Below are 25,348 nucleotides of genomic sequence, written 5' to 3'. Positions count from 1 at the left end.
GCATACCGAAGTAAAAACGCCGGCGGGAGCCGGCGTTTTTTGTTTTGGGCTGTCATTGCGAGACCCTTCCTTCTTCCCTTGCGGGAAAGGGGACGTCAGACATCAGGCCCGCGGCGCGCAACGAACGTAGACCATGTTGCCGTAGCGGGTGGCGGCGTCCTTGTCGACGAAGCGGGTGATCATGACGCGACCGTCGAAGGAGACGACCTCGCGATCCAGCTCGCCCGGCGTCGGGCCGGGGGGGCCGATATAGTTCTTGCCGCTCGGCGAGCCCTTCAGCCGCAGCTCCTGCGGCGTCGCCTGATCGGCGAGATGCATGATCACGCCGCCGGAGGACCCGGCGCCGATCACGTAGGGATTCTTGCACTGGGCCCGCGCGGCCGCTTCGGTGCGGGCGCGGTCGGCCGGGTTCTGGAACGAGGCGAGGCCCCAACGGCCGACGATCTCGTCGGCGCGGATGGAGGCCGGCATTTCCGGCCCGGTGCCGGGCTCAGCCTCGGGCGCCGGCTGGGACGACGAGAAGGACGGCAGGCTCATGCCGCCGCCGCAGGCACCCAGCAGCAGCGCAAGGCAAGAGGCCGCCGCCAGATTGGCAACCGTGCGCGCGTGAGCTGAACTGATCATGGCATTCCCCCAAGCAAGCCTTTGGCCGCGCCCCTCTCGCAGCCAAGCGCAAAACCGCTGCCGGAGCAATGACGTCCTACTACACGCCGGCGCTCCGAACGAATTTCTATTGCCACCATCCTATATCCGCCTCACCAATCGCTTAACCACCTTTGCTTGACAGGATCGCGGCCAAGCCATATTTCCGTGGCGCACTATTAGCACTCGGAAAGCCCGATTGCTAAGCGCGCCGTGCGACCCTCGGGAGGGGGAACGGCGGCGCCGCCCCCACCCACTTCCGCTGCTTTCAGAGAAGCGAGCCTCCAAAGGGAAACGTCATGGCTAAGTCCAAATTTCGTCCGCTGCATGACCGTGTCGTGGTCAAACGTATCGACGCCGAGGAAAAGACCAAGGGCGGCATCATCATCCCCGACACCGCCAAGGAAAAGCCGTCCCAGGGCGAAATCGTCGCCGTCGGCCCCGGCGGCCGTGACGAGGCTGGCAAGCTGATCCCGATCGACCTCAAGGTCGGCGACCGCGTGCTGTTCGGCAAGTGGTCGGGCACCGAGGTCAAGATCGACAACGAAGATCTCCTGATCATGAAGGAGTCGGACATCATGGGCGTAATGGCCTAAGGCCATCTGCCTGAACAGCCGCTGAATGTCATGCCCGGATCATCAGGTCCGGGCATCCATCATTCCGCCTGATATCACCACGCACGACACATCACGAATGAACAGGGATTGCAGAACATGGCTGCCAAGGACGTCAAGTTTTCCGGAGACGCGCGCGATCGCATGCTGCGCGGCGTCGACATTCTCGCCAACGCCGTCAAGGTGACGCTCGGCCCCAAGGGCCGCAACGTCGTCATCGAGAAGAGCTTCGGCGCGCCCCGCATCACCAAGGACGGCGTCACCGTCGCCAAGGAGATCGAGCTCGAGGACAAGTTCGAGAACATGGGCGCCCAGATGGTGCGTGAGGTCGCCTCCAAGACCAACGATCTCGCCGGCGACGGCACCACCACCGCGACCGTGCTGGCCCAGGCCATCGTCCGCGAAGGCGCCAAGGCGGTTGCCGCCGGCATGAACCCGATGGACCTCAAGCGCGGCATCGACAGCGCGGTTGCGGCCGTCGTCAAGGACATCGAAAAGCGCGCCAAGCCGGTCGCCGCCTCCTCCGAGGTTGCCCAGGTCGGCACCATCTCGGCCAACGGCGACGCCGCCATCGGCAAGATGATCGCCCAGGCGATGCAGAAGGTCGGCAACGAGGGCGTCATCACCGTCGAGGAAAACAAGTCGCTCGACACCGAAGTCGACATCGTCGAGGGCATGAAGTTCGACCGCGGTTATCTCAGCCCCTACTTCGTGACCAATCCCGAGAAGATGACCGCCGAGCTCGAGGACGCCTACATCCTCCTGCACGAAAAGAAGCTCTCCGGGCTGCAGGCCATGCTGCCGGTGCTGGAAGCCGTGGTGCAGTCGGGCAAGCCGCTCGTCATCATCGCCGAGGACGTCGAGGGCGAAGCTCTCGCCACCCTGGTCGTCAACCGCCTGCGTGGCGGCCTCAAGGTTGCCGCGGTGAAGGCGCCGGGCTTCGGTGATCGCCGCAAGGCCATGCTCGAAGATCTCGCGATCCTGACCGGCGGCCAGCTGATCTCCGAAGACCTCGGCATGAAGCTCGAGAACGTCACGGTGAAGATGCTGGGTCGCGCCAAGAAGGTCGTGATCGACAAGGAGAACACCACGATCGTCAACGGTGCGGGCAAGAAGCCCGACATCGAGGCCCGCGTCGGCCAGATCAAGGCCCAGATCGAGGAGACCACCTCGGACTACGACCGCGAGAAGCTGCAGGAGCGTCTGGCCAAGCTCGCCGGCGGCGTCGCGGTGATCCGCGTCGGCGGCGCGACCGAGATCGAGGTCAAGGAGAAGAAGGATCGCGTCGAGGACGCGCTCAACGCCACCCGCGCCGCGGTGCAGGAAGGCATCGTCCCCGGCGGCGGCGTGACCCTGCTGCGCGCCAAGAAGGCCGTCGGCCGTCTCACCAACGCCAATGCCGACGTCCAGGCCGGCATCAACATCGTGCTGAAGGCGCTGGAAGCCCCGATCCGTCAGATCTCCGAGAACGCGGGCGTGGAAGGCTCGATCGTGGTCGGCAAGATCCTGGAGAACAAGTCCGAGACGTTCGGCTTCGACGCCCAGACCGAGGACTATGTCGACATGATCGAGAAGGGCATCATCGATCCCGCCAAGGTGGTGCGCACCGCGCTGCAGGACGCCTCCTCCGTGGCCGGCCTGCTGGTGACCACCGAAGCGATGGTCGCCGAAGCCCCGAAGAAGGACGCCTCGCCCGCCATGCCGGCCGGCGGCGGCATGGGCGGCTTCTAAGCCCATCCTGACCTGACGATGTTGCGAAGGCCGCCTCCGGGCGGCCTTCTTTTTTGCCGATCGTGGGCCGTGCTACTACGGTGGCGCCCGATTCCATTCGTTCGAGGATTTCGTCAATGCGCGCGCTTCTGTTTTGCCCGACGGCTGTTTTGGCGTCCCTGCTGGTGATTTCGCCAGGGCTCGTGTCCGCCCAGATGAAGCTGTCGCCGAAGGCCGCGGCACCCGGCGGCGTGGAGACACGCTACTTCACCTCGATCGACGGGCTGATGGACGGCAACGCCGACGTGATCCTGAAGGAGACGCGGCAGGGCAAGACGGTTACCGCGGCCGTGCTCGACGTCTGCTATCCCGTGGCGAAGAATTCCGACCGCAAGGACCGCTTCGTCGTCAATCTCCAGGTCTCCGGCCAGACGCTGACCGGCACGACCACGAGCCTCGGCGCGAAGGCGCCTGTCACGGTCAAGCTCACCCGCAAGCCGACCGGCGACACGTTCGAATTCCGCGGCCAGATCGGCATCGGTCAGGCCGTGACGGAGGTGACCTCGCCCGACAATGCCGATCTCAGCGAGAAGGAATTCTTGGACAACCAGACCACCGACGACGGCATCACGCCGCAGCCGAAGGATTTTACCGAAGTCTCGCCCGAAGCGATCGCCGTCAAGGTCAAGCTCGATGCCGCGACCGACTTCCTGAAGAGCCTCAAGGGCCAGGACGTCGAGGTGACGCTGGCAAGTCTCTCCGTCGGCTGCGACGCGCTGCGTGCCGGCGAGCAGACCATCAACATGTCGGTCGATCCTGAGCACGCGGCGGCGCTGCTCGCGAAATTCAAGGCGATGCCGGGCGTCACCGCCGCCGGCTGGACCGCGGGGCTCGTGGAGATGGATCGCACCATCCGCATCGGAGCCGCCGATTGGCGCGACGGCGACAAGATCAACCGCGACAAGCTCGCCACCGCGATCGCCGGCGTGCTGAGCAAGACGCTCGCGGCCAAGCCGGTCTCGCAGAGCTTCAGCGCCTCAACCGGCAAGCTCAAGCTCGTCTTCAAGCGGCCCAACCAGGATTTCCCGGCGCTCGAGCTCACCGACACGATCGAGGTTGCGGGCCTCGTCTCCGCCGACAAGCCAGGAGCAACCGACAAGCTGATCGTCTGGATCGGCAGTCCCTCGACCACGACCGCCGACGAGAGCACCGGCGCCAAGCTCAACGTATCCGACGAGGCGGCAGCCGACGAGGAAGGCGACCAGCCCGACGACGACGGCTCGGTGGATGCGCTCACCCGGGAACTGAAGGGCCAGCGCTGGGACGCCGACAAGTCGGTCTGGAAGTAGGCGAAGCTCTCGTGCCCCGACGCAGCGCAGCACCCCAGTGATGCGCCTTGTCCGGGACACGAATGAGCGAGCTAATTCCCGTTCTCGCGGAAACGCAGCGTCTTCGGGCCGATCAGCGTGAGCATGTCGCCCTGGCGCTTCCAGGTCTCGACGGCGGCGAGCGCCGCGACGAGATCGTCATCGGCCTGGGCCTTGGCCGGCGGACAGGACCGATCCTGAATTGCGCCGGGAACGAAGATCACGGTGTTGCCCGCCACCGAGAATTGACCCTTGCCGCCCTTGCACCAGAGTTCGAGCACGACCTCGCCATTGTCGCCGATCTCGAGGTTCGGGATGCGCTTCGAGCCGGGCTGCGGCACGGCCTCCATCGTCATCTCGGTGCCGAAGGGAAAGCCCTCTTCCGCACGCGCGACCGCGGACATCACAAGCAACGCCGCCGCGCCACACACCATCTGCTTCAACGACACCATGAGACCTCTCGACCGACCCGATTTGCCGGGTCTTCTATAAGAGGAAGAAGCCTTTGAGAAGGTTCGTGGGTTCACGACACAAAAATCCCCGCCGGAAAGGTCCAGCGGGGATTTGCGTCGAAGCCGCCCGTCGCCTGCTACTTCAGGACGAGCTCCGTGAACGGATAGACATAGGCTTGCAACGTCACGAACACACCGACGAGGCAGGCCAGCACGATCGAGTGCCAGAACACGAAACGCAGGATCGTGCCTTCGTGGCCGTACCAGTTGGTGGCGGTCGAGGCGACGACGATCGATTGCGCATCGATCATCTTGCCCATCACGCCGCCGGACGAGTTCGCCGCCGCCATCAGGATCGGCGACAGGCCGAGCTGCTGCGAGGTGATCTTCTGGAGGTTGCCGAACAGGATGTTCGACGACGTATCGGATCCGGTCAGCGCCACGCCCAACCAGCCGAGCAGCGTGCCGAAGAAGGGATAGAGCACGCCGGTTGCGGCAAAGGCGAGTCCCAGCGTCGCGTCGACGCCGGAGAGGCGCGTCAGCGTGCCGATCGCGAGCATCGCCGAGATCGTGATCAGCGAGATCGCACAGAGCCTTATGGTGCGGCCGTATTCAACCAGCAGCCGGCCAGGACCGACGCCCATCAGGAAGCCAGAGATGATCGCCGCGATCAGCATGCCGGTGCCGGTGAAGGACAGATAGGTGAAGCCGAACACCGCGGCTTCCTTGGTCGGCGCGGGCGCCACCGGCGGCATCTTGTTGATCATCTGGTGCAGCTCAGGGACGGCGTAGTTCCAGGTGAAGATGCCGTTCGCCCAGGTCTTGAAGGCACCATTGCCCCAGATCAGCATCACGACGCAGACGATGAACCACGGCAACAGCGCGCTGAGGAGCTCAGCTTGCGTCAGCGGCGTCCTGTCGAGCGATTTTGCCGAGGCCATGGTCGCTGCCGATTCATCACGTCCGCGCAACGCCGGCGACAGCCACAGCTGCTTCGGCTGCCAGACCTTCAGGAACAGGATCAGCGCGCCCATCGAGATCAGCGACGCGCCGATGTCGACGATCCAGGGATTGACGAAGTTCGAGATCACGAATTGCGGGACCGCGAACGTCACGCCGGTAACGAGGATGGCCGGCCAGACGTCTTTCATGCCCTTCCAGCCCGCGAACGCCCACACCACCCAGAACGGCACGATCAGCGAGAACAGCGGCAATTGCCGTCCCACCATGGCGCCGAGAATGTAGGGATCGAGCCCGGTGACGGAGGCGAGGCCCTGGATCGGTGTGCCCAGCGCGCCGAAGGCAACCGGCGCGGTGTTCGCGATCAGGGACAGGCCGGAGGCCGCGAGCGGCGAGAAACCGAGACCGATCAGCACGGCGCCGGTGATCGCCACCGGGGTACCGAAGCCGGATGCACCCTCGAAGAAGGCGCCGAACGAGAAGGCGATCAGCAGCAACTGCAGGCGCCGGTCCTCGGTGACGCCGCCGACCGCGCGCTTGAGCAGCTCGAACCGCCCGGTCGTCACCGTCACCTGATAGAGGAAGATGACGTTGAGAACGATCCAGCCGATCGGAAAGAAGCCGGTCACGATGCCCAGGATCGAGGCGCGGATCGACATGTTCACCGGCATGGTGAAAACGAAGATCGTGATCAGGTTGGTCACGATCACGGCGATGATGGCTGCGATGTGAGCCTGAACGCGCCCGCTCGCGATCAGGACCAGCAACGTGACGACGGGTACCGCCGCCGCCATCGTCGACAGCACAGGGCTGTGCAGCGGGTCATAGATTTGATTCCACATGGTCTTCCTCCCCCACGCATGTGTACGGCAGGCGGCCCGCGTGGACAGCCGAGCCTGCTTGGCGCTGGAAGCGATAACCCCCGAGTTGAACGCGAATTCCTCGCGAGAACCGCGGTTCCCGCCCGCTCACAAGCTCGCGAAAAGCTGGAGGCCCCCCACCCCATGCCGTTGTGCCCATGCTAGGGTTGCGAGCCGCGGCTCGCCAACGCAAATTGCACGACTTGCGACTTTAGTCTAAGCGCGCCCCTCTTCTGCCATGGCCTCGGCCGCTTGGTTTTTGGGGCCGCCGTGAATATCCCTCAGGAGATCCCACTCTGTGAACAACATCCGCGCCACGCTCGCGACCGTCTGGCGAATCGCCATCCCTTATTTCCGGTCGGAGGACAAATGGGCCGGCGGCGGCCTGCTCGCCGCCGTCATCACGATCGAGCTGGCGCTGGTCGCGATCGACGTGCTCGTGAACCAGTGGCAGAACCGGTTCTACAGCGCGCTCCAGGCGAACGACCTCGACGCCTTCGTGACGCAGATCTGGATCTTCATCGGACTCGCCTCGGTCTACATCGCGCTGGCCGTCTACAAGCTCTATCTGAACCAATGGCTGCAGATCCGCTGGCGCCAATGGCTGACACGGCACTATCTCGGCGAATGGCTCCAGGGCGCCACGCACTATCGCATGCAGCTCAAGGGCGATGCCGCCGACAACCCGGACCAGCGCATCACGGAAGACGTCAAGAACTTCGTCGAGCAGACCCTGACCATCGGCCTCGGCCTGCTCTCGTCGATCGTGACGCTGTTCTCTTTCGTCATCATCCTCTGGGGTCTCTCCAACGCCGCGCCACTGCATTTGTTCGGCACCGACTACATGATCCCGGGCTATCTGTGCTGGGGCGCGCTGATTTACGCGATCTTCGGCACCGCGCTGACCCACTGGATCGGCGCCCCGCTGGTCAACCTCAATTTCGAGCAGCAGCGCTATGAAGCCGACTTCCGCTTCAACCTCGTCCGCGTCCGCGAGAACTCCGAGCAGATCGCATTGCTGAAGGGAGAAGGCGCCGAACGCAGCCGCCTGCTGGATCGCTTCGGCTTCGTGATCGGCAATTGGTACGCGATCATGAGCCGGACCAAGCGCCTGACGATGTTCACGGCGAGTTATCAGCAGGCCGCGGTGATCTTTCCCTACGTGCTGGTCGCGCCCGCCTTCTTCGCCAAGAAGATCCAGCTCGGCGACATGATGCAGACCGCATCGGCGTTTTCGAGCGTGCAGGGTGCGCTGTCGTTCTTCGTCGTGGCTTATCGATCGCTCGCGGAATGGCGCTCGATCGTCGCTCGTCTCGACGGCTTCGAGATGTCGGTCGCGACAGCGGCAAACGTATCGGCGCATGAGCCGACGATTGAACTGAAGGCAGCGGGCGGCAGCCGGAATATCGGCCTCGACAAGCTCTGCGTGAACCTGCCCAACGGCGCGCCGCTGGTCGCGGCCGACGGTTTCGCCATCCAGACGCCGGAGCGGGTGCTCGTGACCGGACCGTCGGGCTCCGGCAAGTCGACGCTGTTCCGCGCCATCGCGGGCATCTGGCCATTCGGCACCGGCAGCATCGTCATCCCCGCGCAGGCGAAGCTGATGATGCTGCCGCAACGCCCCTATTTCCCGGTCGGTGCATTGGGCGACGCGGTGATCTACCCGGCAGCGCCCGGCGCGTTTCAGGCGACCCGAATCAGGGACGCGGTGACGTCAGTCGGCCTGCCCGACCTCGCCGAGCGGCTCACTGAGGAAGGCCATTGGAACAGGATGCTGTCGCTCGGCGAGCAGCAGCGCTTGGGGCTTGCCCGCGCGCTGCTGCATGCGCCGGACTACCTGTTCCTGGACGAGGCCACCGCCTCGCTCGACGAGCCCTCCGAGGCACGGCTCTACAGGTTGCTGACGGAAAGGCTGCCGCAGGCCACCATCGTCTCAATCGGGCATCGCTCGACGCTCGATGCCTTCCACACCCGCAAGGTGACCATGGTGAAGGACGGCGCGATCCATGTGCTGGGCAATGGCGGCGCACCGGCCGAGCCGGAGCCAACTACGGCGCGCTGAGGCGCGTCCCTCGTCGTCGGCTGTCGCGCCGAAAGAACGGATGGGCCGCTTCCTCGCCCCCCTCCGAGCGCCCCCAACTCGGGCCTCGTCATTGCGAGGAGCTCGCGACAAAATTGCGAAGCAATTTTGCGCTGATGCGACGAAGCAATCCGGACTGCTTCCGCGGAGGGATACTGGATTGCTTCGTTACGCTCGCGATGACGGAGCGCCCCAAGACAAAAGGGCGGCAGATTGCTCTGCCGCCCTTGTTCGGATCGCTTCGGGAAGAAGCCTACTTCAGGTTCGTCATCGCCGTCAGGTCGAAGGACAGCTTGGCGATACCGGCGGCGCCGCACCAGTTGGAGCCGACGCCAGTCGGGTTGATGGCGGTGATATTGTTGGAGCCCGAACCATTGAAGGCGCTGGTGAAGGCGTTGCAATTGCCCTTGTTCAGGTCGGTGTCGGAGTAGCGCAGATCGAGCGTGAACACCTTGTAGGTGAAGCCGACGCCGATGTTCCAGGTGTTGTAGTCGGCGTACTTGATGCCGTTCGGAAACGGACCGGCAAAGCCGGGATTGGTGAAGGTGGTGCCGTAGAACGCATCGCTGGTGCCGAGGAATTGGCGACCGAATTCACCCGACACATACATGCCGACGCCGCTCGAGCCGAAGATCGTGCTGGGCGCGGTGTACTTCGCGGTGATCGAGGCGTAGTCGCCCCAGGCGCCGGAGTTCAGGAAGTTCGGCGAGTAGTACTCGTTCAGGCCGACCGCCCAGTTGTCGTTGATGGTGTAAGTCATCTTGCCGTAGACTTCGAAGAAGCTGACGTCCTTCTTCATGACGTTGCCGTTGGCAAGGAAGATCGTGTTGGCGCTGACCGGGCAGGAGCCGCCGCCGCCGGGGACGTTGTCGGCGCAGTTTCCACCTGGATAGAGATAACCCCAGACGCCGATGTCGAAGGCAAACGCGCCGAAGGTCGGGCGGATACCGCCGTAGACGTCGATTTCAGCTGCGGCCCGGTTGGCAAAGGAGATGCTCTCACCCGACAGGCCGACATAGAGCTGCAGGTCCTTGGTGACATTGTAGCGCGGCTCGAAATAGGCCGCGACCGACGGCTTGTGGTTCGACTGGGTCACGCCACGGAAGATGTAGTCGTTCATGGCCGCGCCGCCGAAGGCGATATCCCAGGGATCGAACGCGGGCGCAGGGGGAGCCTTCACAGCCTTCAAAGGCATATCCGCTGCGAAAGCCGAGCCCGTCACCATTGCCAGCGCCGTTGCCAACAAAGTCACTTTCTTCATTTCGATCCCCATCACCAGTTCTACTCAGTCGGATCCCGGAAGCCCCCCGGGGCGTACGACGTGTCTGCAAAATTGCGTTACAGCGGCAATTTGAAGCGAGGCGCGCAAAGCGAGAAGCAAAAAACGAGAGCAACTGCCGACTTTTTAGGCGTTATGGCGATTCCACGAAAGGTTGCCAGCCAGTGTTGCTTCTCGATCACATTATTTCCACGCCAAGTGCGCACGGGAGTCCGGGTTCTGACGTATGCCCGAGCCGGCGTGGCACGGGTGCCACGAATCACCGACTCAAAAACCGGCACTCTCAGGCCGCTGTGGCGGCAACGCAAAAGGCCGCAGCGTCACCGCCGCGGCCTTTCTGTCGTCGATCATTTGGTCGACCAAGCCTGAGCCCAGTCTTGAGCTCAGCCCCGGTCCTGGCCTCGGTGGTCCTGGCCTCGGTTGTCCCTGGCCTCGGTGCTAGCCTTGCCCGTCGGCCTGTGTCGGCTCCGCAGCAGACGAAGGCATCGCCCAGCTTGTCTCCGCGGCGGGCTCGGGAGCCGGCGCAGCCGCCGGCTTCGGCGCGCGAGCTGCCTTCTTCGGAGCTGCCTTCTTTGCAGCTTTCTTCGGTGCTGCCTTCACAGCCTTCTTGGCCGCAGCCTTCTTGGCGGTCTTCTTGGCGGCCTTCTTTGGCGCGGCCTTCTTGGCCGATTTCTTCGCTGCCTTCTTGGCCGCCTTCTTCTTTGTCGTCCTCTTCGCCGCTACAACCTTTTTGGCCTTTTTGGCCTTCTTGCTTTTTTTCTTGCTCGCTTTCGCCATCGTGATCCTCCTGTTGCCGCCGAACAATGATCGATCGGGCGCCCTTCAACCGTCATCAAGGCGAAAGCTCAGCGCGACGGATTCAATGCCGGCCGCGACCCGCCCGTAGCCCAATCGAGAAGCTCAATCGTGTGTACGACCGGAACTGACGTGCCACTGGCAATCTGCACCATGCAGCCGATATTGCCCGCGGCAATCATGTCCGGCTCGACGCTCGCGATGTTGGCGACCTTGCGATCGCGCAACCGGCTCGCAAGCTCGGGCTGGAGAATGTTGTAGGTCCCCGCCGAACCGCAACACAAATGGCTCTCCGGCACATCTTTCACCACGAATCCGTTCTTGGAAAGCAATTCTTTCGGAAGCCCCGTGATTTTCTGCCCGTGCTGCAACGAACACGCGGAGTGATAGGCGACGACGATGTTGTCCTGTCGCGACGACGGTTCAAGTCCGAGACCGGCGACGTACTCGGTGATGTCCTTCGCAAGCGCGGACACCTTCGCCGCATCGGCTGCGAACGCGGTGTCTTCACGCAGCAGATAACCGTAGTCCTTGATCACCGTGCCGCAGCCGGATGTGGTCACCAGGATGGCGTCGAGCCCCTCGCCGGCGACCTCCTTCTGCCACGCCGTGACGTTGGCGCGGGCCCGCGCCAGCGCATCATCATCGTGACCGAGGTGATGGGTGAGCGCGCCGCAGCATTGCTCGTCCTTGACCAGGACCACCTCGATGCCGTGGCGGGTGAGCAGGTTGATGGCCGCCTGGTTGATGCGGGGCGCCAGAACCTGCTGGGCGCAGCCCTGGAGCAACGCGACCCGGCCCCGCTTCTTGCCGAGCGCCGCGAATACGCTGCCCGGAAGCGGGCCGGGTGCGGGCAGCCGGTTCGGCGCCAGCGCCAGCATCGCCCTGAGGCGCTGGATCAGGCCTGGCGTGGCCGAGGGCGGCGGGGTCGGCAGGAAAACGGCGAACGGCCGCGCCAGCTGTGCCAACCGCATGCTGATGCGAAACCGCTGCGGGTCCGGCAGGACGAAGGCGAGCACCTGGCGCAACAGCCGTTCGGCGAGCGGCCGCTGGTAGCGCTGCTCGATCCTGACCCGGGCCTGGTCGACGAGGTGCATGTAATTCACCCCCGAGGGGCAGGTGGTCATGCAGGCCAGGCACGACAGGCAGCGGTCGACATGCTTGACCACCTCAGTGGTCGGCGCCTGGTCCTTCTCCAGCATCTCCTTGATCAAATAGATGCGGCCGCGCGGGCTATCGAGTTCGTCGCCGAGCAGGACATAAGTCGGGCAGGTCGCGGTGCAGAAGCCGCAATGGACACAGGCGCGCAGGATCTTGTCGGCTTCCGCAATGTCGGGGTCGGCGAGTTGCGCGAGTGAGAATTCGGTTTTCATGCGGTAGCGTCCCGCTTCAGGCGTCCCCGGTTCAAGATCGACTTCGGATCGAAACTGGCGCGGACCCGTTCGCTCAGCGCGGCGAGACCGGGCGCTTGCGGATGGAAGACGTCGACGGCGCGCCTGACGTCCTCGGCCGCCCGGATCAGCGTGGCGTGCCCGCCGGACGCATCGGTCCGATGGCGCACCGCGGAAGCATGCGCGTCAGCCTTCGGCGGCAGCGCCGCCCAGATCAGACCGCCGCCCCAGTCGTAGATGACCTCGCCCCCGGTCTCGCGCGTCAATTGCGTGCCGAGCGCGGCACCTGAAGCCGGCGGACAGACGATCCGCCACACCGGCCAGGCGGCTAGCGCGCTGCCGGCCGCGAATGGCAGCACATCGCGGATGGTGGCCCACAGCGCCGACGACGCGGCGTCCTCGATCAGGGTCGCGGTTCCAAACGGCGCCAGCAGTTCGCGCAGCGAGCCGGCGCGGTGGCTGACGGAGGCCGTGATGCCCTCGAGCCGCAACACCGTCAGCGCCTCGTCCTGGGCCGCAACCTCGCCAAGCTCGTCGGTCCTGGCCCGGAACGCCGGTTTCGGCAGATGCGCGGCGCCCGAGACGTCATAGGGCGAGCCGAGGGCCGCAGTCATCGCCTTGTTGGCGACGGCGTCATCGAGCCCGCGCAGCAGCAGGGTCCGTTCGGCTTCAGGCTTCGGCATCACCTTCAGCGTCACTTCGGTCATGACAGACAGCGTGCCCCAGGACCCTGCCAGCAGCTTGCAGAGATCGTAGCCGGTGACATTCTTGACCACCTTGCCGCCGGTCTTGAAGCTGTCGCCGAAGCCCGAGACGGCATGCGCCCCCAGCAGGTGGTCGCGCGCCCCGCCCGCCCTGATCCGCCGCGGACCGGCAAGGCCCGCCGCGATCATCCCGCCGATGGTGCCTGTCGCGGACGCGCCGAGCAGTGGGGCCGTATTCATCGGCTCAAAGGCGAATTGCTGGTTCTTGGCATCGATCAGCGAGAGCACGTCGGCCAGGGGCGCGCCGGCCTGGAGCGTCACGATCAATTCACTGGGCTCATACGAGGTGACCGCATTCAGCGCGGAGATATCGAGCACGGCGTTGGTCGCCATCGTATGCCCGATGCCGCGCTTGCTGCCATGACCGATGATCTCGAGCGGCTGCTCATTGGCAATCGCCGCGCGCACCGCCTCCTCGACGTCTTTGGCGTCTCTGACCCTGAGCGTATCCACGGGAAAAGGCGGTAGCCAAATTCGAGGCGAAAATCAAATTTCGCGCAGCAAAGGCGGGCCCGCGAAGGCGCCAGTCCGTCAGTGCGATGCGGCAGACGAACCGCCGCCCCGATCCCACCGCAGGATGGCCGGCCATTGGGTGCGACATCCTCGCTTCGTCCACCCTGTCTCGCGCCAAGGACACTCCGGCCCAGTTGCTGTCCTACGAGCCGTTCCGCGACGACGCCGCCTTGGGGCATATCAGGAGAGCGCGCATTTCAAGACCTACACCGCCGGCCAGGCGCTGCCGCTGCTGGCAAGCGCGAGCGGGCGCTATACGGGCTGCTGTCGAAACCAGCTCGCGCACCGCGGTTCGATCCGGACCGCTGCGCCGCGCGCCTAAATGATCGCGCGCAACGGCGATCTGCGCAGGACCAGCGCGGAACGTCCGCCATCGCACCGGTGCCAGATCGCCGACCGTCAGAACCGGGGAATATCGGGGAATGCCACCTTGCCGGCATGCACATGCATGCGGCCAAGCTCGGCGCAGCGGTGCAGCGTCGGAAACACCTTTCCGGGATTGAGCAGACCCTGCGCATCAAAGGCGCATTTCAGCCGCTGCTGCTGGTTGAGATCGATCTCGGTGAACATGTCGCCCATCAGGTCGCGCTTCTCGATGCCGACGCCGTGCTCGCCGGTGAGCACGCCGCCGAATTCGACGCAGGCGCGCAGGATGTCGGCGCCGAAGGCTTCCGCACGCTCGATTTCGCCGGGCTTGTTGGCGTCGTAAAGAATCAGCGGATGCAGATTGCCGTCGCCGGCGTGGAACACGTTGGCACAGCCGAGCTGGTATTTTTCCGAGAGCTCGCGGATGCGCGCCAGCGCCTTCGGCAGCGCGCCACGCGGGATGGTGCCGTCCATGCAGAGATAATCGGGCGAGATGCGGCCCACCGCTGGGAATGCGGCCTTGCGGCCCGCCCAGAACAGATTGCGTTCGGCCTCCGAGGTCGAGATCTGGCAGGTGGTCGAGCCACAGGCATTCGCGATGGTCTCGACGCGCGTGATCAGCTCGTCGACCTCGATCTTGGGACCATCGAGCTCGATGATGAGCAGCGCTTCCACGTCGAGCGGATAGCCGGCATGGACAAAGGCTTCGGCGGCATGGATCGCCGGCTTGTCCATCATCTCCATGCCGCCGGGAATGATGCCGGCGCCGATGATGCGCGCGACACATTCGCCGGCCGCCTCGACTTCCGCGAAGCCGACCATCAGCGCCCGCGCCGTCTCGGGCTTTTGCAAGATGCGCACCGTGATCTCGGTGATGACGCCGAGCAGGCCCTCCGAGCCGGTGATGACGCCCATCAGGTCATAGCCTGCATTCTCGCACCCCTTGCCGCCGATGCGCAGGATCTCACCGCTCATCAGGACAATCTCGCAACCGAGTACGTTGTTTGTGGTCATGCCATATTTGAGGCAGTGCACGCCGCCGGAATTTTCCGCGACATTGCCGCCGATCGAGCAGGCGATCTGCGAGGACGGATCGGGCGCGTAATAGAAGCCGGCATGCGCGACCGCCTGGCTGATCGCCAGATTGGTGACGCCGGGCTCGGTGACGACGACACGGTTGTCGAAATCGATCTCGCGAATGCGCTTGAACTTGCCGAGCCCGAGCAGCACGCCGTCTTCCAGCGGCAGTGCGCCGCCTGATAGGGAGGTGCCGGAGCCGCGCGGCACCACCTTGATGCCCTGCCCGGCGCAATATTTCAGGATCAGCGAGACCTGCTCGGTCGTATCAGGCAGCACCACGACCATCGGCGGCTGCCGATAGGCGGTCAACCCGTCGGATTCATAGGCCCGCATCTCGGCAGGCGTATCGATCACGCCCTCGCCGGGCACGATTGCGCGCAATGCAGCAACGATCTCCGCGCGGCGCGCGAGCACTGCCTGATCACTCGCAGGCATCATGATGGCCATGTTAATTCCCTCGCGGCATATCGTTCCGGCTTGCGCCGCACGGTCAATCCTATCACGGCAAATCAATCACGCTGGCGCTGGTTTGGGTAGGCCGTCCAAAAGTCGGAGCCACGATCTGCCGCGAGTTCGCCCTGGGACAAGTCGGCAGGCATGAAACCCGTCATGGTTTCGTGGCTTGTCGAAGCCGCGCGCGCCATGCCAAAACCGGCAGGTTCGACGAAAACCGATCAGATGAGACCCCACCGGGAAAGCACCCTATGAAAAAACTGACTTTTGGCGCGCTGATGATCCTCACCGTCACTGCCACGGCCTCCAGCGCGATGGCGCAGGACGTCGCGGCGGGCAAATCGTCGTTCAACAAGTGCCTGGCCTGCCACGCGATCGGCGAAGGCGCCAAGAACAAGGTCGGCCCCGAATTGAACGGCCTCGATGGCCGCCGTTCCGGCACCGCGCCTGATTACAATTATTCGGACGCGAACAAGAATTCCGGCATCACCTGGAACGAGGCGCAATTCAAGGAATACATCAAGGACCCGAAGGCCAAGATCCCCGGGACCAAGATGGCATTCGCCGGCATCAAGAACGAGAACGAGATCAACAATCTCTGGGCCTATGTCTCGCAGTTCGACAAGGACGGCAAGATCAAGCAGTAGGCGGACGAACGGCGGCCGCCGGATTCAACTGGCGGCCGCCTGCGGCGAGCCGATGTTGGCAATCATCGTCTCGATCTCCGTTTTCACGAGATCCGGCACCGCGCTCTGCACCATGTGTCCGAGATCGGGCAGCACGATCAGCTTCGCATTCGCGACCATCGCCGCGAAGGGGCGTGCGTGGATCTCGGTCTTCACCGTCTTGTCGGGCTCGCCGGCAATGATCGTGACCGGCATCTTGATCTCGCCGTAGCGCGGAGCCTGCGCGGCCACCGACGACTTCAGCGTCACCAGATCATAGGCATTGGCGATGAATTCCCGCGGCCTCAGCAACAGCGGCGTCGCGGACTGCTTCACAAAACCATCAGGCATCGTCTGCGGCATAAAAACGCTGCGCGCACCAGAGTCAGCGATGAAATAGCCGAGCGGCAGCGTGATGGTATAAGCGAGCAGCGGACCGATCACGGGCATTGCGATGATCTCGTTGTAGCGGCCGACGCCGCCGCGCCAGGGATGCGTCACTGGTGCCAGCATCACCAGTCCGGCGACACGCCTTGCATGATCGAGCGCCAGCCGCGCACCGAGCGCGCCGCTCCAGGAATGCACGACGAAAACAGCGCGATCGATCCCGAGCCTGCCGAGCGCCGCGTCGATCATCCGCGCCTGAATCTCCGGCGTCGAATCCTGCCGCCGTGCACGCGTGCTCCAGCCATGCCCGGGCCGGTCGATCAGGATGACGCGGTGCCGCTTCGCCAGGAGATCGCCGAGCGGATGCCGCATCACTTCGAGGTTTGAGCTTGCCCCGTGCAACATCACGATGGGCGGGCCGGCGTCGCGCGGACCGATGTCGACGACATGGAGCGTCGCCCCATCGACCTCGATCATCCGGCCCTGGGGCGGAAAAGAACGTTGCACGGCGACAATTCCGGCCTGCGTGACCAGCGCCAGCACAACCAGTGCCGTCAAGACGGATAAAACGATCATTGAGAAAGTCCGGAGGATCCAGGCCACATGGCAGCTACGAATGATGCCGTCCGCAGTTTCGCGCAAGCAGGATCGGAGCCTCCATCCAAAATGCCGACCTGTGGATATGTGCACAATTGCCGAACCAGAAATCCCAATGAAATCAATTCCCCGGTCCGGTAACGCGCAGGGCTCGGACAACTTCATGCAGCCGTCATCGCAGCTTCCTTATAATCGCCACGGTCGGTTCCGCCATTGAGACGCGGATGGGCGCCGATCCCTCCTCGCGGCCTCGGGGATGCAGGAAAGACCGGCAGGATTGTCCTGGTTTGAACCGGAGGATTTTTCGATGAGCTTCAGATCGAACGACACCGCAATCGACGAGATCGTCGCAAGCTGCAACGGCGATCTGCGCGGAGCCGTGCGGGCGCTGCTCCTGATCAACGAGCATCTCGAGACGGAACTCGCCAAGGCCTACGCAGCGGTCGTCAATCGAGGCCTGGTGGAGCGTGGCACCAGCGTCCTGCACTGACACACAGGCTAGCTAGCCCGCGCCGTCCTCGGCCTTTTGCTCGTCGGGCGTGAGCACGGGGCAGGCGCGGATGGTCGAGCGCGCCAGCTTGGCATCGTCCCTGGATTTGTAAGGGCCGTCGCCGAACCAGGTGTCGCCGTTGATGACCGGATTGCTGGTCACGATGTTACACTTGCCGGTGGCGCGGTTGCCGACCACCCAGAACAATCCGTCGGCGAGGCTCGTCGTCCCCGAGACCAACAGCAAGCTACAAGCAACGATCAGACGCTTCATGGCTATTGCTCCTGCCTTGCAGGTAGACCTGCGGGAGCGCCGACAACAGTGCTTGCGATTTGGCCTGTGTCTTCGTGGTTAATCGCCACGTGCGGCAATCATTCGAAAAATGATCGAAATATCGGCTAGATGTCGCGGCCTTCGACCTTCTCGGTCAAAGCCTTCACCTGCTCGGGAATCTTCTCGAGGTGCGGATTGACGGCGAGCGCCTTGCGGTAGGCCTCGAGCGCGCGCTTCTCGTCGCCGACGTCCTGCATGATCATGCCGAGCCCTGCGAGCGCGCCGAAATGACGCGGCTCCCGGATCAGCACCTCGCGGATGTCGGCGAGCGAGCGGGCATAGTCGTTCTGCATGTAATAGAGCGTGGCGCGCCGGTTCCAAGCCTCGATGTAGTCGGGCCGGAGCTTGATGACGGAATCCAGCAGCTTGATCGCGACATCGACCTTCTGTGCATCGACGGCGGCCTTGGCCCGCGCCATCAGAAGCGCTGCGGTATCGCTCGGGGTCTGCAGCCAGATCGCCCAGATCCGCGCCTCGACATGCTTGGCGCTGGCCTCGTCGGGAGCGGCCTTCAGCGCGCCGAACAGAAAATCGAGATTCTTGGTGCGCTCGGCCTTGGGCAGCTTGGCCGGCGCTTCGGGCAGCTTCTTCGGCTGCTTCATCGATGGCGCCGGATCATCCTGGGCCAGCGCCGGCGCAAACCCTGCGGTGCCGAGAACCAGGGCCAGACACAGCGTGCGCAGATGCGGGAATCTCACGGTCATGGTGAAAGTGTAAACGCGCAAAGCCGCCCTTGCCAAGCAAAGGCGGCGTCAAACTCGTGTGAGACCGTGGTCTTGCGGGAACGCGCGAAGGCGACCGCGAGGGCCATCAGCCGCTTGGATCAGCCCTGGCGAGCCTTGAAGCGGCGCTGCACCTTGTTGATCACATAGACCCGGCCCTTGCGGCGGACCAGACGGTTGGCGCGGTGGCGACCGCGCAGCGACTTCAGGGAGTTACGGACCTTCATGGCAGAATCCTGAACGTTCGAAAGGCCGTGTTCGGCACTACCGTTTCGGCACGCGCGAATGTGGCAAAATGAGATCTTTCCCGCCGGCGGACCGACCGCCCGGGACGGGGCGGTTCTTAAGGCATGGCAGGAGGTGATGTCAATGTTAACTGCCGCCTTCCGCCCAGCCAAAATCGTGAAAACAACCCCATGCACAGTAGATGTGGCCGGATCGGGCCAATTCGCCCGCTTCGCGGCCAGCCCCGACAAAGACTTTTGCAGCTTTGGGTTTGCGCCCCAGCAACGCCTTGCCAAACTCGTTATATCCTATAATCAATTCGGCAACCCGTCGGGAGGACACCCATGCCGAAGCTGAAGCTGCCCAATATCGACGACGTCGTCGCCATCGACATCCACACCCATGCCGAGGAGCCCTGCGGCATGCACGGCGACGACGGCTATGACGACTTCCAGGCGCAGATGGCCGAGTATTTCAAGTCGCCGCACAAGCATCCGCCGACCGTGCCGGAGACCGCAGCCTACTACCGCTCCAAGAACATCGCCGCGGTGATCTTCCCCGTCGATGCCGAGCGCGAGACCGGTTTCCGCCGCTACAACAATTACGAGATGATCGAGGCCGCCTCCGATCATCTCGACGTCCTCATCCCCTTCGTCTCGATCGATCCGCACAAGGGCAAGCTCGGCGCCCGCGAAGCGCGCAAGCTGATCGAGGAATATGGCGTGCGCGGCTTCAAATTCCATCCGACCATGCAGGGCTTCTACGCCAACGATCGCATGGCCTATCCGCTCTACGAAGAGATCAACAATGGCGGCGCGATCGCGCTGTTCCACACCGGCCAGACCGGCGTCGGCTCGGGCATGCCCGGCGGCATGGGGATGCGGCTGAAATATTCCAACCCGATGTACATGGATGACGTCGCGGCCGACTTCCCCGACCTCAAGATCATCCTCGCCCACCCCTCCTTCCCCTGGCAGGAAGAAGCGCTGTCGGTCGCGACCCACAAGCCGAACGTGTACATCGACCTGTCCGGCTGGTCGCCGAAATATTTCCCGCCGATCCTGGTGCGCTACATCAACTCGATCCTGCAGGACAAGATGCTGTTCGGCTCGGATTGGCCCGTCATCACGCCGGACCGCTGGCTGGCCGACTTCGCCAAGCTCGACATCCGCGACGAGATCCGGCCGAAGGTGTTGAAGGCCAACGCGCGCAAGATTTTGGGGATCTGACCGCGCTCCCCTACTGACATTGCGCGACGCCCGCCAACGGGCGGGCGCCGGCGCATTCCACGATCAGTTCACGCTTGACGGCGCTGGCATCGTTGACGCCATCGGCCCCGGCGTCACGCAATGGCGAGCCGGAGACCGTGTTGCCGCCTCGTTCTTCCGCCATTGGGTCTCGGGGCCGTTCAAGTCCAGTTACGTCTCGTCGTCGCTCGGTGGCAACACGATGGACGGAATGCTGGCAGAATATGTCGTGCTGCCGGAAACCGCATTGGTGTCCGTGCCGCCGCATCTGTCCTCGGTCGAAGCAGCGACCCTGCCCTGTGCCGGCGTCACGGCCTGGCACGGCCTCATCACGCGCGGCGGCATGGGCAAAGGCGACACGCTGCTGGTCCAGGGAACGGGCGGCGTCGCGCTGTTCGGCCTTCAATTCGCGACGGCGCTCGGCGCGCGCGCAATCGTGATCTCGTCCTCGGACGAAAAACTCGCCCGCGCCAAGGCCCTTGGCGGCTCGATCCTGATCAACTATCGCGACACACCCGACTGGGACGCCGCCCTGATGAAGGCGACAGATGGCGTTGGCGCCAGTCATATCCTCGAACTCGGCGGTCCCGGCACCTATGACCGATCGCTGCGCTCCGTCGCTTCGGGCGGCAAGATCGTTCAGATCGGCGTCTTGACGGGATTCGGCCCGAAGCCCGACCTTGCGCGACTTCAATGGGAGAATGCCGATATCATCGGCGTGACGGTTGGCTCGGTCGAACATTTCATGGCGATGAACGACTTCTTGAGTGAACATGTGATCCACCCGATCATCGATCGGGTCTACCACTTCGATGAGGTGCCCGAGGCCTATGCTCACCTCCGCACCGGCTCGCACTTCGGCAAGGTCGTCGTAGAATTTTAGAGCCGGGGCGTTCCTGGCGAAACCGGGCCAGACATTGGGCTAGACATGGCGGCTGTCGCTAAGGTCGCGGCGTTGGCTGCGGCGACGGTGTCGCGGCAGGTTGCGGTGACGCTGGTGCAGAAGGTTGCTGCTGCGGCGCTATGACCGGCTGCGCATCGCCGCCACCGTGCGGGACGCAGGTCCCTACGTTGCTCAGCAGCCGCTTGGCTTCAATATCGCGGGCTTTCTTGTAGTCCCTGCGCCGGTCGATCCGTTCCGCAGCCGTGCGATCCCACGCATCGAACGCATCCGCGTAGTGCTGCCGCATCTGCTCCTCGGCGGAAAGGCAGTCACTGAACTTGTCGAACACCAGATCGGTGTTGACGGGTGAGATGCCGCCGACCAGGACGACCAACATCCATTTCATCGCGCCTGCCTACGTTCGTGCCCGCTAACGGGAACGGAAAGGCTTCGGCAAAGTTCCGAACGGAGCCCAGGCGGGTTTCAGACGCCGGGAAACGCCCACACGTTGATGGTGGATGGCTTCGATTCTTTCGCGTTCAACTTGCGAGGGGCCGCTCGGTCAGTGCGAATGGATTGCGGCTGGATCAATGTCGGCATGAATGATTCCGCTGAGCCTGTCTCAGGGATGCCCAGCCCACCGAGGCAGGCATTCCACGGCTTTTCATTCCGACAGCGGCGCAGGATTCGGCATCAACCAATCTAACCTCATGAGCCCAGCCGAGACGGCGCATCTCTTTGGGGCCGGCTGTCAGCCCTATGATGGACGGCAGCGCGTCATGGTGATCCGGTACGAATCTTTCTCACATCACTGACGGTCCCGGAAGGGTTCCAGCCTGCAAACAGACCGCTGGACGTGATAGGATGAGCGCCTCGCCTCGCCGGCGACCATTGCCCGCATAGGAGCCAACGATGCCTCCTCTTGATACTGCGGTGATCGTTCTCGCCGGCATCGCTTTTCTTGCAGCCTTCGTAAATGGCGCGCTCGGCTATGGGTTTTCCTCGCTCACCGTGCCGGTGGCTCTCGTTTTCTATGCAAACCGCATCCTGAATCCCGCCGTCGTCCTGGTCGAGGTCGTCACCAACTTCTACGTTCTATTCATCAATCTGCAGGGCGTCGCAGCGGTATGGAAGAGGGTGCTTCCAATCGTCACCGGGCTCCTGCCCGGCATCGGAACAGGAGCCCTGGTTCTCACGACGCTTCAGCCGGGCTGGATCAAACTCGGGACCTACGCACTCATTCTGCCCCTCATCCTGGTTCAGGCAGCCGGTTTTCGGAGACCCGTTCGGCAGACATGGTGGGTCGGTCTGCCCTTTGGAACTGTGCTCGGCATCCTGTATTCGGTCACCACCATCTCGGGACCGCCGCTCGCGATCCTGTTCAACAACCAGGGTCTGGTCAAAACCGAGTTCCGGGCAGGTCTCGCATTGGTTCGCGTGGCGGAATCGAGCGTGACCGCCATCGTCTATTACCAGCTTGGACTGTTTACGTCTGAAAGCCAGAACGTCTTGTGGGTGTTTGTTCCCTGCGTTGCAGTTGGGGTACCGCTCGGCGCCTATGTCATCCGCCATCTGGATGCGGAGACGTTTCGTCGGATATGCATGAGCTTTGATGCGTGGGTAGTCGGATTCGGTTTCTCTCGGGTATTGATCGAGCTGAATTTGCTGGAAAGCCCCTCGGCCTATGTCGTCCTGGTCCTCACATTGTTGACCGACTGCTATCTGCTGTTCATGTTTTTCACGCGGACAGCGGCCTCAAGGCGATCGGAAAGAGCTTTGCTTACGCCCGGCGCCCCGGGTGGGCCGGATCATCGCATGGCTTCGGACATGACCGAACCTCCCTACGACCCGCTTGCCCGACTCAACACCGACCTCGGTTACGCTGTCGCGATCCTTGCTGTCGCCATGTTGGTCTTTGCAGTTTTGCCTTGAATTAGCAGCCACAGTGCGAGGCACAATCAAGCGCGTAAGGATGGGTAGAGCGGAAAGCGAACCCCATCAAAATTCGTTCTCTTCATCGGATCGCACCAACGATTGCTTGGTACTGGTTCCGCCCGTCAGGCGATGGGCTTCGCAAGAGCACAACCCTACGAACCGGGGAGCAAAACGTCTGGATTTCGACTTGTGGTCAACTGTGGAGGAGGGTGAGGCCTTTTGCACAGTGCTCTGAGCTTCCATCCTTTCACGGTCCGCTCAACAACCTGCTCGCTGACTGGACCAACAAACTCGTTCGAGACGCCATCACCGGGCGATTCGTGCGCAACGAATCCATGGTCTAGTTTGGGGTTTAGACTGGTCGACACTCAAAACCTATGACCTCAACGTGCCCGGGCGCAATCACGGCATCTTGCTGGACACCAGAGGCTGGCGGCCGTAGCTGCTGTCAGCGCACAGGATAGGCTTAGCTCTCGCGAACCCCATCAATCTTCCCTATCGGATCGCACAAGCGACTGCCTGGCTCCGTCCGTCACGCGACGGGTTTCGCAAGAGCTCGACCCACCCTCCGAACCAGGGCAGCAGCGGGCGGACCTGACGGCCGGATCACCTCGCTCGTTTCCAAATCACCTCGACGATATGTTCGGTGCCCTTCCAGCTTGAAAAGCAGGTGCCTTAGAAGATCTGATTATTGAATTGACGGCCTCCGTGATGGCCGCGGGGTCTGCGTAGGTGACCATATGTCCGGCATCGGGGACGAGGTGAAGATCGGACCGAGGCAGCGCTTGATGTAAATCTCGCGCTTGTTTGTGTTCGATCACCCGATCCTCCATTCCATGGAATATTTGCACGTCGTCGTCCATGGCCGAATAATAGGCTCGGAATTGTGCTGCGGTCGGAATGAGAAGTGCGCTTTCCTCCGCAGCCGCCCTCAATTGTGTGGGCCTGAGAACGAGGGACGCTGGAAATTTATTCTTGAACGTCGGCGGGACGGACCGGGGCGCGAAAATCTTGCGGAGAGCTCCCGGCAAAATGGCCCACGAGATGACAGGCGCGACAGTGTAACTGATCAGGTCGCCCAAGACCGGTATGGCTGGACCCGACATCAGCCAGACATCCAAGCGGCCGGTTGGGAAGTAGTAACCGGACGCAAGCACAAGGCCCCGGATCGGATAATCCTTCCTCATGGCGAGAGCGATGGCGACGAAGGCGCCCCAGGAATGGCCCAGCACCACGGGATCACGGACCCCGATCTGGTCGAGCGCCTTCGTCAACAGAGCTGCTTGAGCTGCTGCACTCCATACTCGGAGCCGCGGCCGCCGACTATAGCCAAAGCCTGGACGGTCGAAGCACACCACGCGGTTGCTGCGAGCAAGAAGATCGACCAGCCCGCTGATCGTGAAGTCCTGGATCATGGATCCGTTGCCATGAAGCAGCACGACGCAGGGAGCCGCGGGATCACCCCGATCGATATAGTGGAGTACGACGCCGTCGCACTCGAGAAACTTGCCGATTGGTGGATTCCTCCGTTCCGCCAGTTTGGCGAAGCCGATATTGCCAATGACGAGAAGTGCCAAGAACAAGATACCGATGAGCAACACGGTTTCAGTGGTGGTCATTGCCAAGCCTTGATGATCGAGGGCCATGAAAACATTGGCCGTGCAGCGCGGAGCAGGTGAGCCAACCCAGGAATAATTGGAAGTTGAAGCGCTCGTTCCTGCGCGCAATGGCGGAGGTTTGATTAAAAAATTGCCCGGCCGGAACGGTCCAGAAATGCCCACGTTTCCTCGCCTAGGATGGCATCTCCGACGGAGCGGGCAGGATCCGACCTCACCAACAACAAAGATGGAGCAACGAATGGCCAACCCACGTCCGGAGGAAAAATCGACGCAAAACCCCGAGGACACAATCCGCCGCGCCGGCGAGAGGACCGCAGAGCAGACCAGACGGATCGGCCTGGCTACCGCCGAGGCCGGGGAGGAGGTGGCGCAAGCCAGCAGCCATCTCTTTCGACAAAATGCCGAGATGCTGCAGAACACTTGGCGCTTCGGCGTCGACATGGCCACGGCAGTGATGGGCCGCTCGACTGACCGGCTAGGTCGCGGGTTCGGTTTTTCGGGCAATGAAGCGCAGCGGGGAGCAGAACGCTCGGTCCGTAACGCCGAAGCAATCATGTACTCCATGACCGCAGTCGCCAAAGGAATGAACGGTGCGTCGCGCGAGTACTTCGATTTCGTTCGACAGCAGATCGAGAGGACCATGGACCGCATGGATGAACTCTCGCGCTGCCGGACCCTTCACGATTTGGCGGCGGTGCAGACCGATCTCATGCGCGACACGATCAGTAGCGCCTTGGAGACCAGCCGCCGGATGGCGGACTTGTCTCTGAAGGTGGCTGACGACGCCGGAAACCACATAACCCAGAGCATCGAACGCATGCGGCAGGCCGCCTAGGCGCGGCTGGCACGATGGTGGCACGCGAGCGCGGTGGAATCTCGGCCGCGCACGCGCCCGCCCTAAGCTGTGCGGGCGACGCAG

At 63.3% G+C, this 25,348-nt stretch carries 24 protein-coding genes; 10 read left to right on the top strand and 14 right to left on the bottom strand.

Translation table 11 applies throughout. From position 1 onward, the window contains the following. Nucleotides 1–102: 102 nt before the first annotated feature. On the bottom strand, nucleotides 103–624 hold the full coding sequence (locus ACVWZ4_RS16860; protein WP_456699689.1) for a hypothetical protein: 522 nt from the start codon (nucleotides 622–624) through the stop codon (nucleotides 103–105). 317 nt (nucleotides 625–941) lie between these two features. Here ACVWZ4_RS16860 and ACVWZ4_RS16855 point away from each other — a divergent pair, with 317 nt between their 5' ends. The 3 genes from ACVWZ4_RS16855 (at nucleotide 942) to ACVWZ4_RS16845 (ending at nucleotide 4,315) form a co-directional block, all read left to right on the top strand. Continuing rightward, a complete protein-coding gene (locus ACVWZ4_RS16855) occupies nucleotides 942–1,238 on the top strand; it encodes a co-chaperone GroES (RefSeq protein WP_092229977.1) in 297 nt (98 codons plus the stop codon). A 117-nt stretch (nucleotides 1,239–1,355) separates the two neighbouring features. Then, complete coding sequence (gene groL, locus ACVWZ4_RS16850) at nucleotides 1,356–2,987, top strand: chaperonin GroEL (RefSeq protein ID WP_456699690.1); 1,632 nt, start codon at nucleotides 1,356–1,358, stop codon at nucleotides 2,985–2,987. Between the two features lie 116 nt (nucleotides 2,988–3,103). Beyond that, nucleotides 3,104–4,315 carry a hypothetical protein gene (locus ACVWZ4_RS16845; RefSeq protein WP_456699691.1) on the top strand — a complete coding sequence of 404 codons (1,212 nt, stop codon included), beginning with the start codon at nucleotides 3,104–3,106 and terminating at the stop codon, nucleotides 4,313–4,315. Nucleotides 4,316–4,386: 71 nt separating this feature from the next. Here ACVWZ4_RS16845 and ACVWZ4_RS16840 read toward each other — a convergent pair whose 3' ends face one another. Together ACVWZ4_RS16840 and ACVWZ4_RS16835 are read right to left on the bottom strand one after the other, a co-directional pair. Beyond that, nucleotides 4,387–4,785, bottom strand: a complete 399-nt coding sequence (locus ACVWZ4_RS16840; RefSeq protein WP_456699692.1) for an META domain-containing protein — start codon at nucleotides 4,783–4,785, stop codon at nucleotides 4,387–4,389. A 137-nt stretch (nucleotides 4,786–4,922) separates the two neighbouring features. Beyond that, nucleotides 4,923–6,587, bottom strand: a complete 1,665-nt coding sequence (locus ACVWZ4_RS16835; protein WP_456699693.1) for an L-lactate permease — start codon at nucleotides 6,585–6,587, stop codon at nucleotides 4,923–4,925. A gap of 316 nt (nucleotides 6,588–6,903) precedes the next feature. Between ACVWZ4_RS16835 and ACVWZ4_RS16830 the strand changes: the two genes are divergently transcribed. Beyond that, on the top strand, nucleotides 6,904–8,667 hold the full coding sequence (locus tag ACVWZ4_RS16830; RefSeq protein ID WP_456699694.1) for an ABC transporter ATP-binding protein/permease: 1,764 nt from the start codon (nucleotides 6,904–6,906) through the stop codon (nucleotides 8,665–8,667). A gap of 271 nt (nucleotides 8,668–8,938) precedes the next feature. Here the strand turns inward: ACVWZ4_RS16830 and ACVWZ4_RS16825 are convergent, their stop codons facing one another. The 5 genes from ACVWZ4_RS16825 to ACVWZ4_RS16805 all read right to left on the bottom strand — a co-directional run bounded on the left by ACVWZ4_RS16825 (nucleotide 8,939) and on the right by ACVWZ4_RS16805 (nucleotide 15,320). After that, on the bottom strand, nucleotides 8,939–9,946 hold the full coding sequence (locus ACVWZ4_RS16825) for a TorF family putative porin (RefSeq protein WP_456699695.1): 1,008 nt from the start codon (nucleotides 9,944–9,946) through the stop codon (nucleotides 8,939–8,941). A gap of 456 nt (nucleotides 9,947–10,402) precedes the next feature. Then, nucleotides 10,403–10,741: a histone gene (locus ACVWZ4_RS16820; protein ID WP_456699696.1), complete on the bottom strand. Its 339-nt coding sequence runs from the start codon at nucleotides 10,739–10,741 to the stop codon at nucleotides 10,403–10,405. Between the two features lie 68 nt (nucleotides 10,742–10,809). Then, nucleotides 10,810–12,132, bottom strand: a complete 1,323-nt coding sequence (gene glcF, locus ACVWZ4_RS16815; RefSeq protein WP_456740781.1) for a glycolate oxidase subunit GlcF — start codon at nucleotides 12,130–12,132, stop codon at nucleotides 10,810–10,812. Beyond that, nucleotides 12,129–13,367 carry an FAD-binding protein gene (locus ACVWZ4_RS16810; RefSeq protein ID WP_456699698.1) on the bottom strand — a complete coding sequence of 413 codons (1,239 nt, stop codon included), beginning with the start codon at nucleotides 13,365–13,367 and terminating at the stop codon, nucleotides 12,129–12,131. Before ACVWZ4_RS16810 ends, glcF begins: the two co-directional genes overlap by 4 nt. A gap of 459 nt (nucleotides 13,368–13,826) precedes the next feature. Next, the gene (locus ACVWZ4_RS16805) at nucleotides 13,827–15,320 is read right to left on the bottom strand and encodes an FAD-linked oxidase C-terminal domain-containing protein (protein WP_456737249.1); all 1,494 of its coding nucleotides are present in this window, start codon (nucleotides 15,318–15,320) and stop codon (nucleotides 13,827–13,829) included. 257 nt (nucleotides 15,321–15,577) lie between these two features. On the opposite strand from ACVWZ4_RS16805, the gene cycA reads away from it, so the two are divergent. Beyond that, on the top strand, nucleotides 15,578–15,973 hold the full coding sequence (gene cycA / locus ACVWZ4_RS16800; protein ID WP_456737248.1) for a cytochrome c-550 CycA: 396 nt from the start codon (nucleotides 15,578–15,580) through the stop codon (nucleotides 15,971–15,973). 24 nt (nucleotides 15,974–15,997) lie between these two features. On the opposite strand, the gene ACVWZ4_RS16795 is transcribed toward cycA, so the two are convergent. After that, nucleotides 15,998–16,954 (bottom strand): alpha/beta fold hydrolase, encoded by a 957-nt coding sequence (locus tag ACVWZ4_RS16795; protein WP_456737247.1) that lies wholly within the window; start codon nucleotides 16,952–16,954, stop codon nucleotides 15,998–16,000. A gap of 328 nt (nucleotides 16,955–17,282) precedes the next feature. Between ACVWZ4_RS16795 and ACVWZ4_RS16790 the strand changes: the two genes are divergently transcribed. Continuing rightward, a complete protein-coding gene (locus ACVWZ4_RS16790) occupies nucleotides 17,283–17,465 on the top strand; it encodes a hypothetical protein (RefSeq protein ID WP_456699702.1) in 183 nt (60 codons plus the stop codon). Between the two features lie 12 nt (nucleotides 17,466–17,477). On the opposite strand, the gene ACVWZ4_RS16785 is transcribed toward ACVWZ4_RS16790, so the two are convergent. From ACVWZ4_RS16785 to ykgO, 3 genes are all read right to left on the bottom strand, one after another. Further along, nucleotides 17,478–17,738 carry a hypothetical protein gene (locus ACVWZ4_RS16785; protein WP_456737246.1) on the bottom strand — a complete coding sequence of 87 codons (261 nt, stop codon included), beginning with the start codon at nucleotides 17,736–17,738 and terminating at the stop codon, nucleotides 17,478–17,480. A gap of 125 nt (nucleotides 17,739–17,863) precedes the next feature. Further along, nucleotides 17,864–18,502 (bottom strand): tetratricopeptide repeat protein, encoded by a 639-nt coding sequence (locus tag ACVWZ4_RS16780; protein WP_456737245.1) that lies wholly within the window; start codon nucleotides 18,500–18,502, stop codon nucleotides 17,864–17,866. A 119-nt stretch (nucleotides 18,503–18,621) separates the two neighbouring features. Then, nucleotides 18,622–18,747, bottom strand: a complete 126-nt coding sequence (ykgO, locus tag ACVWZ4_RS16775) for a type B 50S ribosomal protein L36 (protein WP_006611362.1) — start codon at nucleotides 18,745–18,747, stop codon at nucleotides 18,622–18,624. Nucleotides 18,748–19,089: 342 nt separating this feature from the next. On the opposite strand from ykgO, the gene ACVWZ4_RS16770 reads away from it, so the two are divergent. Together ACVWZ4_RS16770 and ACVWZ4_RS16765 are read left to right on the top strand one after the other, a co-directional pair. Then, nucleotides 19,090–19,974, top strand: a complete 885-nt coding sequence (locus ACVWZ4_RS16770) for an amidohydrolase family protein (protein ID WP_456699705.1) — start codon at nucleotides 19,090–19,092, stop codon at nucleotides 19,972–19,974. Nucleotides 19,975–19,993: 19 nt separating this feature from the next. Further along, nucleotides 19,994–20,875, top strand: coding sequence for a zinc-dependent alcohol dehydrogenase family protein (locus tag ACVWZ4_RS16765; RefSeq protein ID WP_456740779.1), 882 nt, complete (start codon nucleotides 19,994–19,996; stop codon nucleotides 20,873–20,875). 58 nt (nucleotides 20,876–20,933) lie between these two features. On the opposite strand, the gene ACVWZ4_RS16760 is transcribed toward ACVWZ4_RS16765, so the two are convergent. After that, complete coding sequence (locus tag ACVWZ4_RS16760; RefSeq protein ID WP_456699707.1) at nucleotides 20,934–21,281, bottom strand: hypothetical protein; 348 nt, start codon at nucleotides 21,279–21,281, stop codon at nucleotides 20,934–20,936. A 506-nt stretch (nucleotides 21,282–21,787) separates the two neighbouring features. Here ACVWZ4_RS16760 and ACVWZ4_RS16755 point away from each other — a divergent pair. Further along, on the top strand, nucleotides 21,788–22,807 hold the full coding sequence (locus ACVWZ4_RS16755) for a sulfite exporter TauE/SafE family protein (protein WP_456740778.1): 1,020 nt from the start codon (nucleotides 21,788–21,790) through the stop codon (nucleotides 22,805–22,807). Between the two features lie 629 nt (nucleotides 22,808–23,436). Here the strand turns inward: ACVWZ4_RS16755 and ACVWZ4_RS16750 are convergent. Next, nucleotides 23,437–24,456 (bottom strand): alpha/beta fold hydrolase, encoded by a 1,020-nt coding sequence (locus tag ACVWZ4_RS16750; protein ID WP_456763370.1) that lies wholly within the window; start codon nucleotides 24,454–24,456, stop codon nucleotides 23,437–23,439. Nucleotides 24,457–24,667: 211 nt separating this feature from the next. On the opposite strand from ACVWZ4_RS16750, the gene ACVWZ4_RS16745 reads away from it, so the two are divergent. Then, entirely contained in the window at nucleotides 24,668–25,264 is a 597-nt protein-coding gene (locus ACVWZ4_RS16745) for a phasin family protein (RefSeq protein ID WP_456699710.1), read from the top strand. The last annotated feature ends 84 nt before the right edge of the window (nucleotides 25,265–25,348 follow it).

The organism is Bradyrhizobium sp. USDA 4472 (assembly GCF_054058595.1).
The sequence above is the reverse complement of the archived record's forward strand: the minus strand, read 5'-3'. Positions and strand labels throughout refer to the sequence as shown.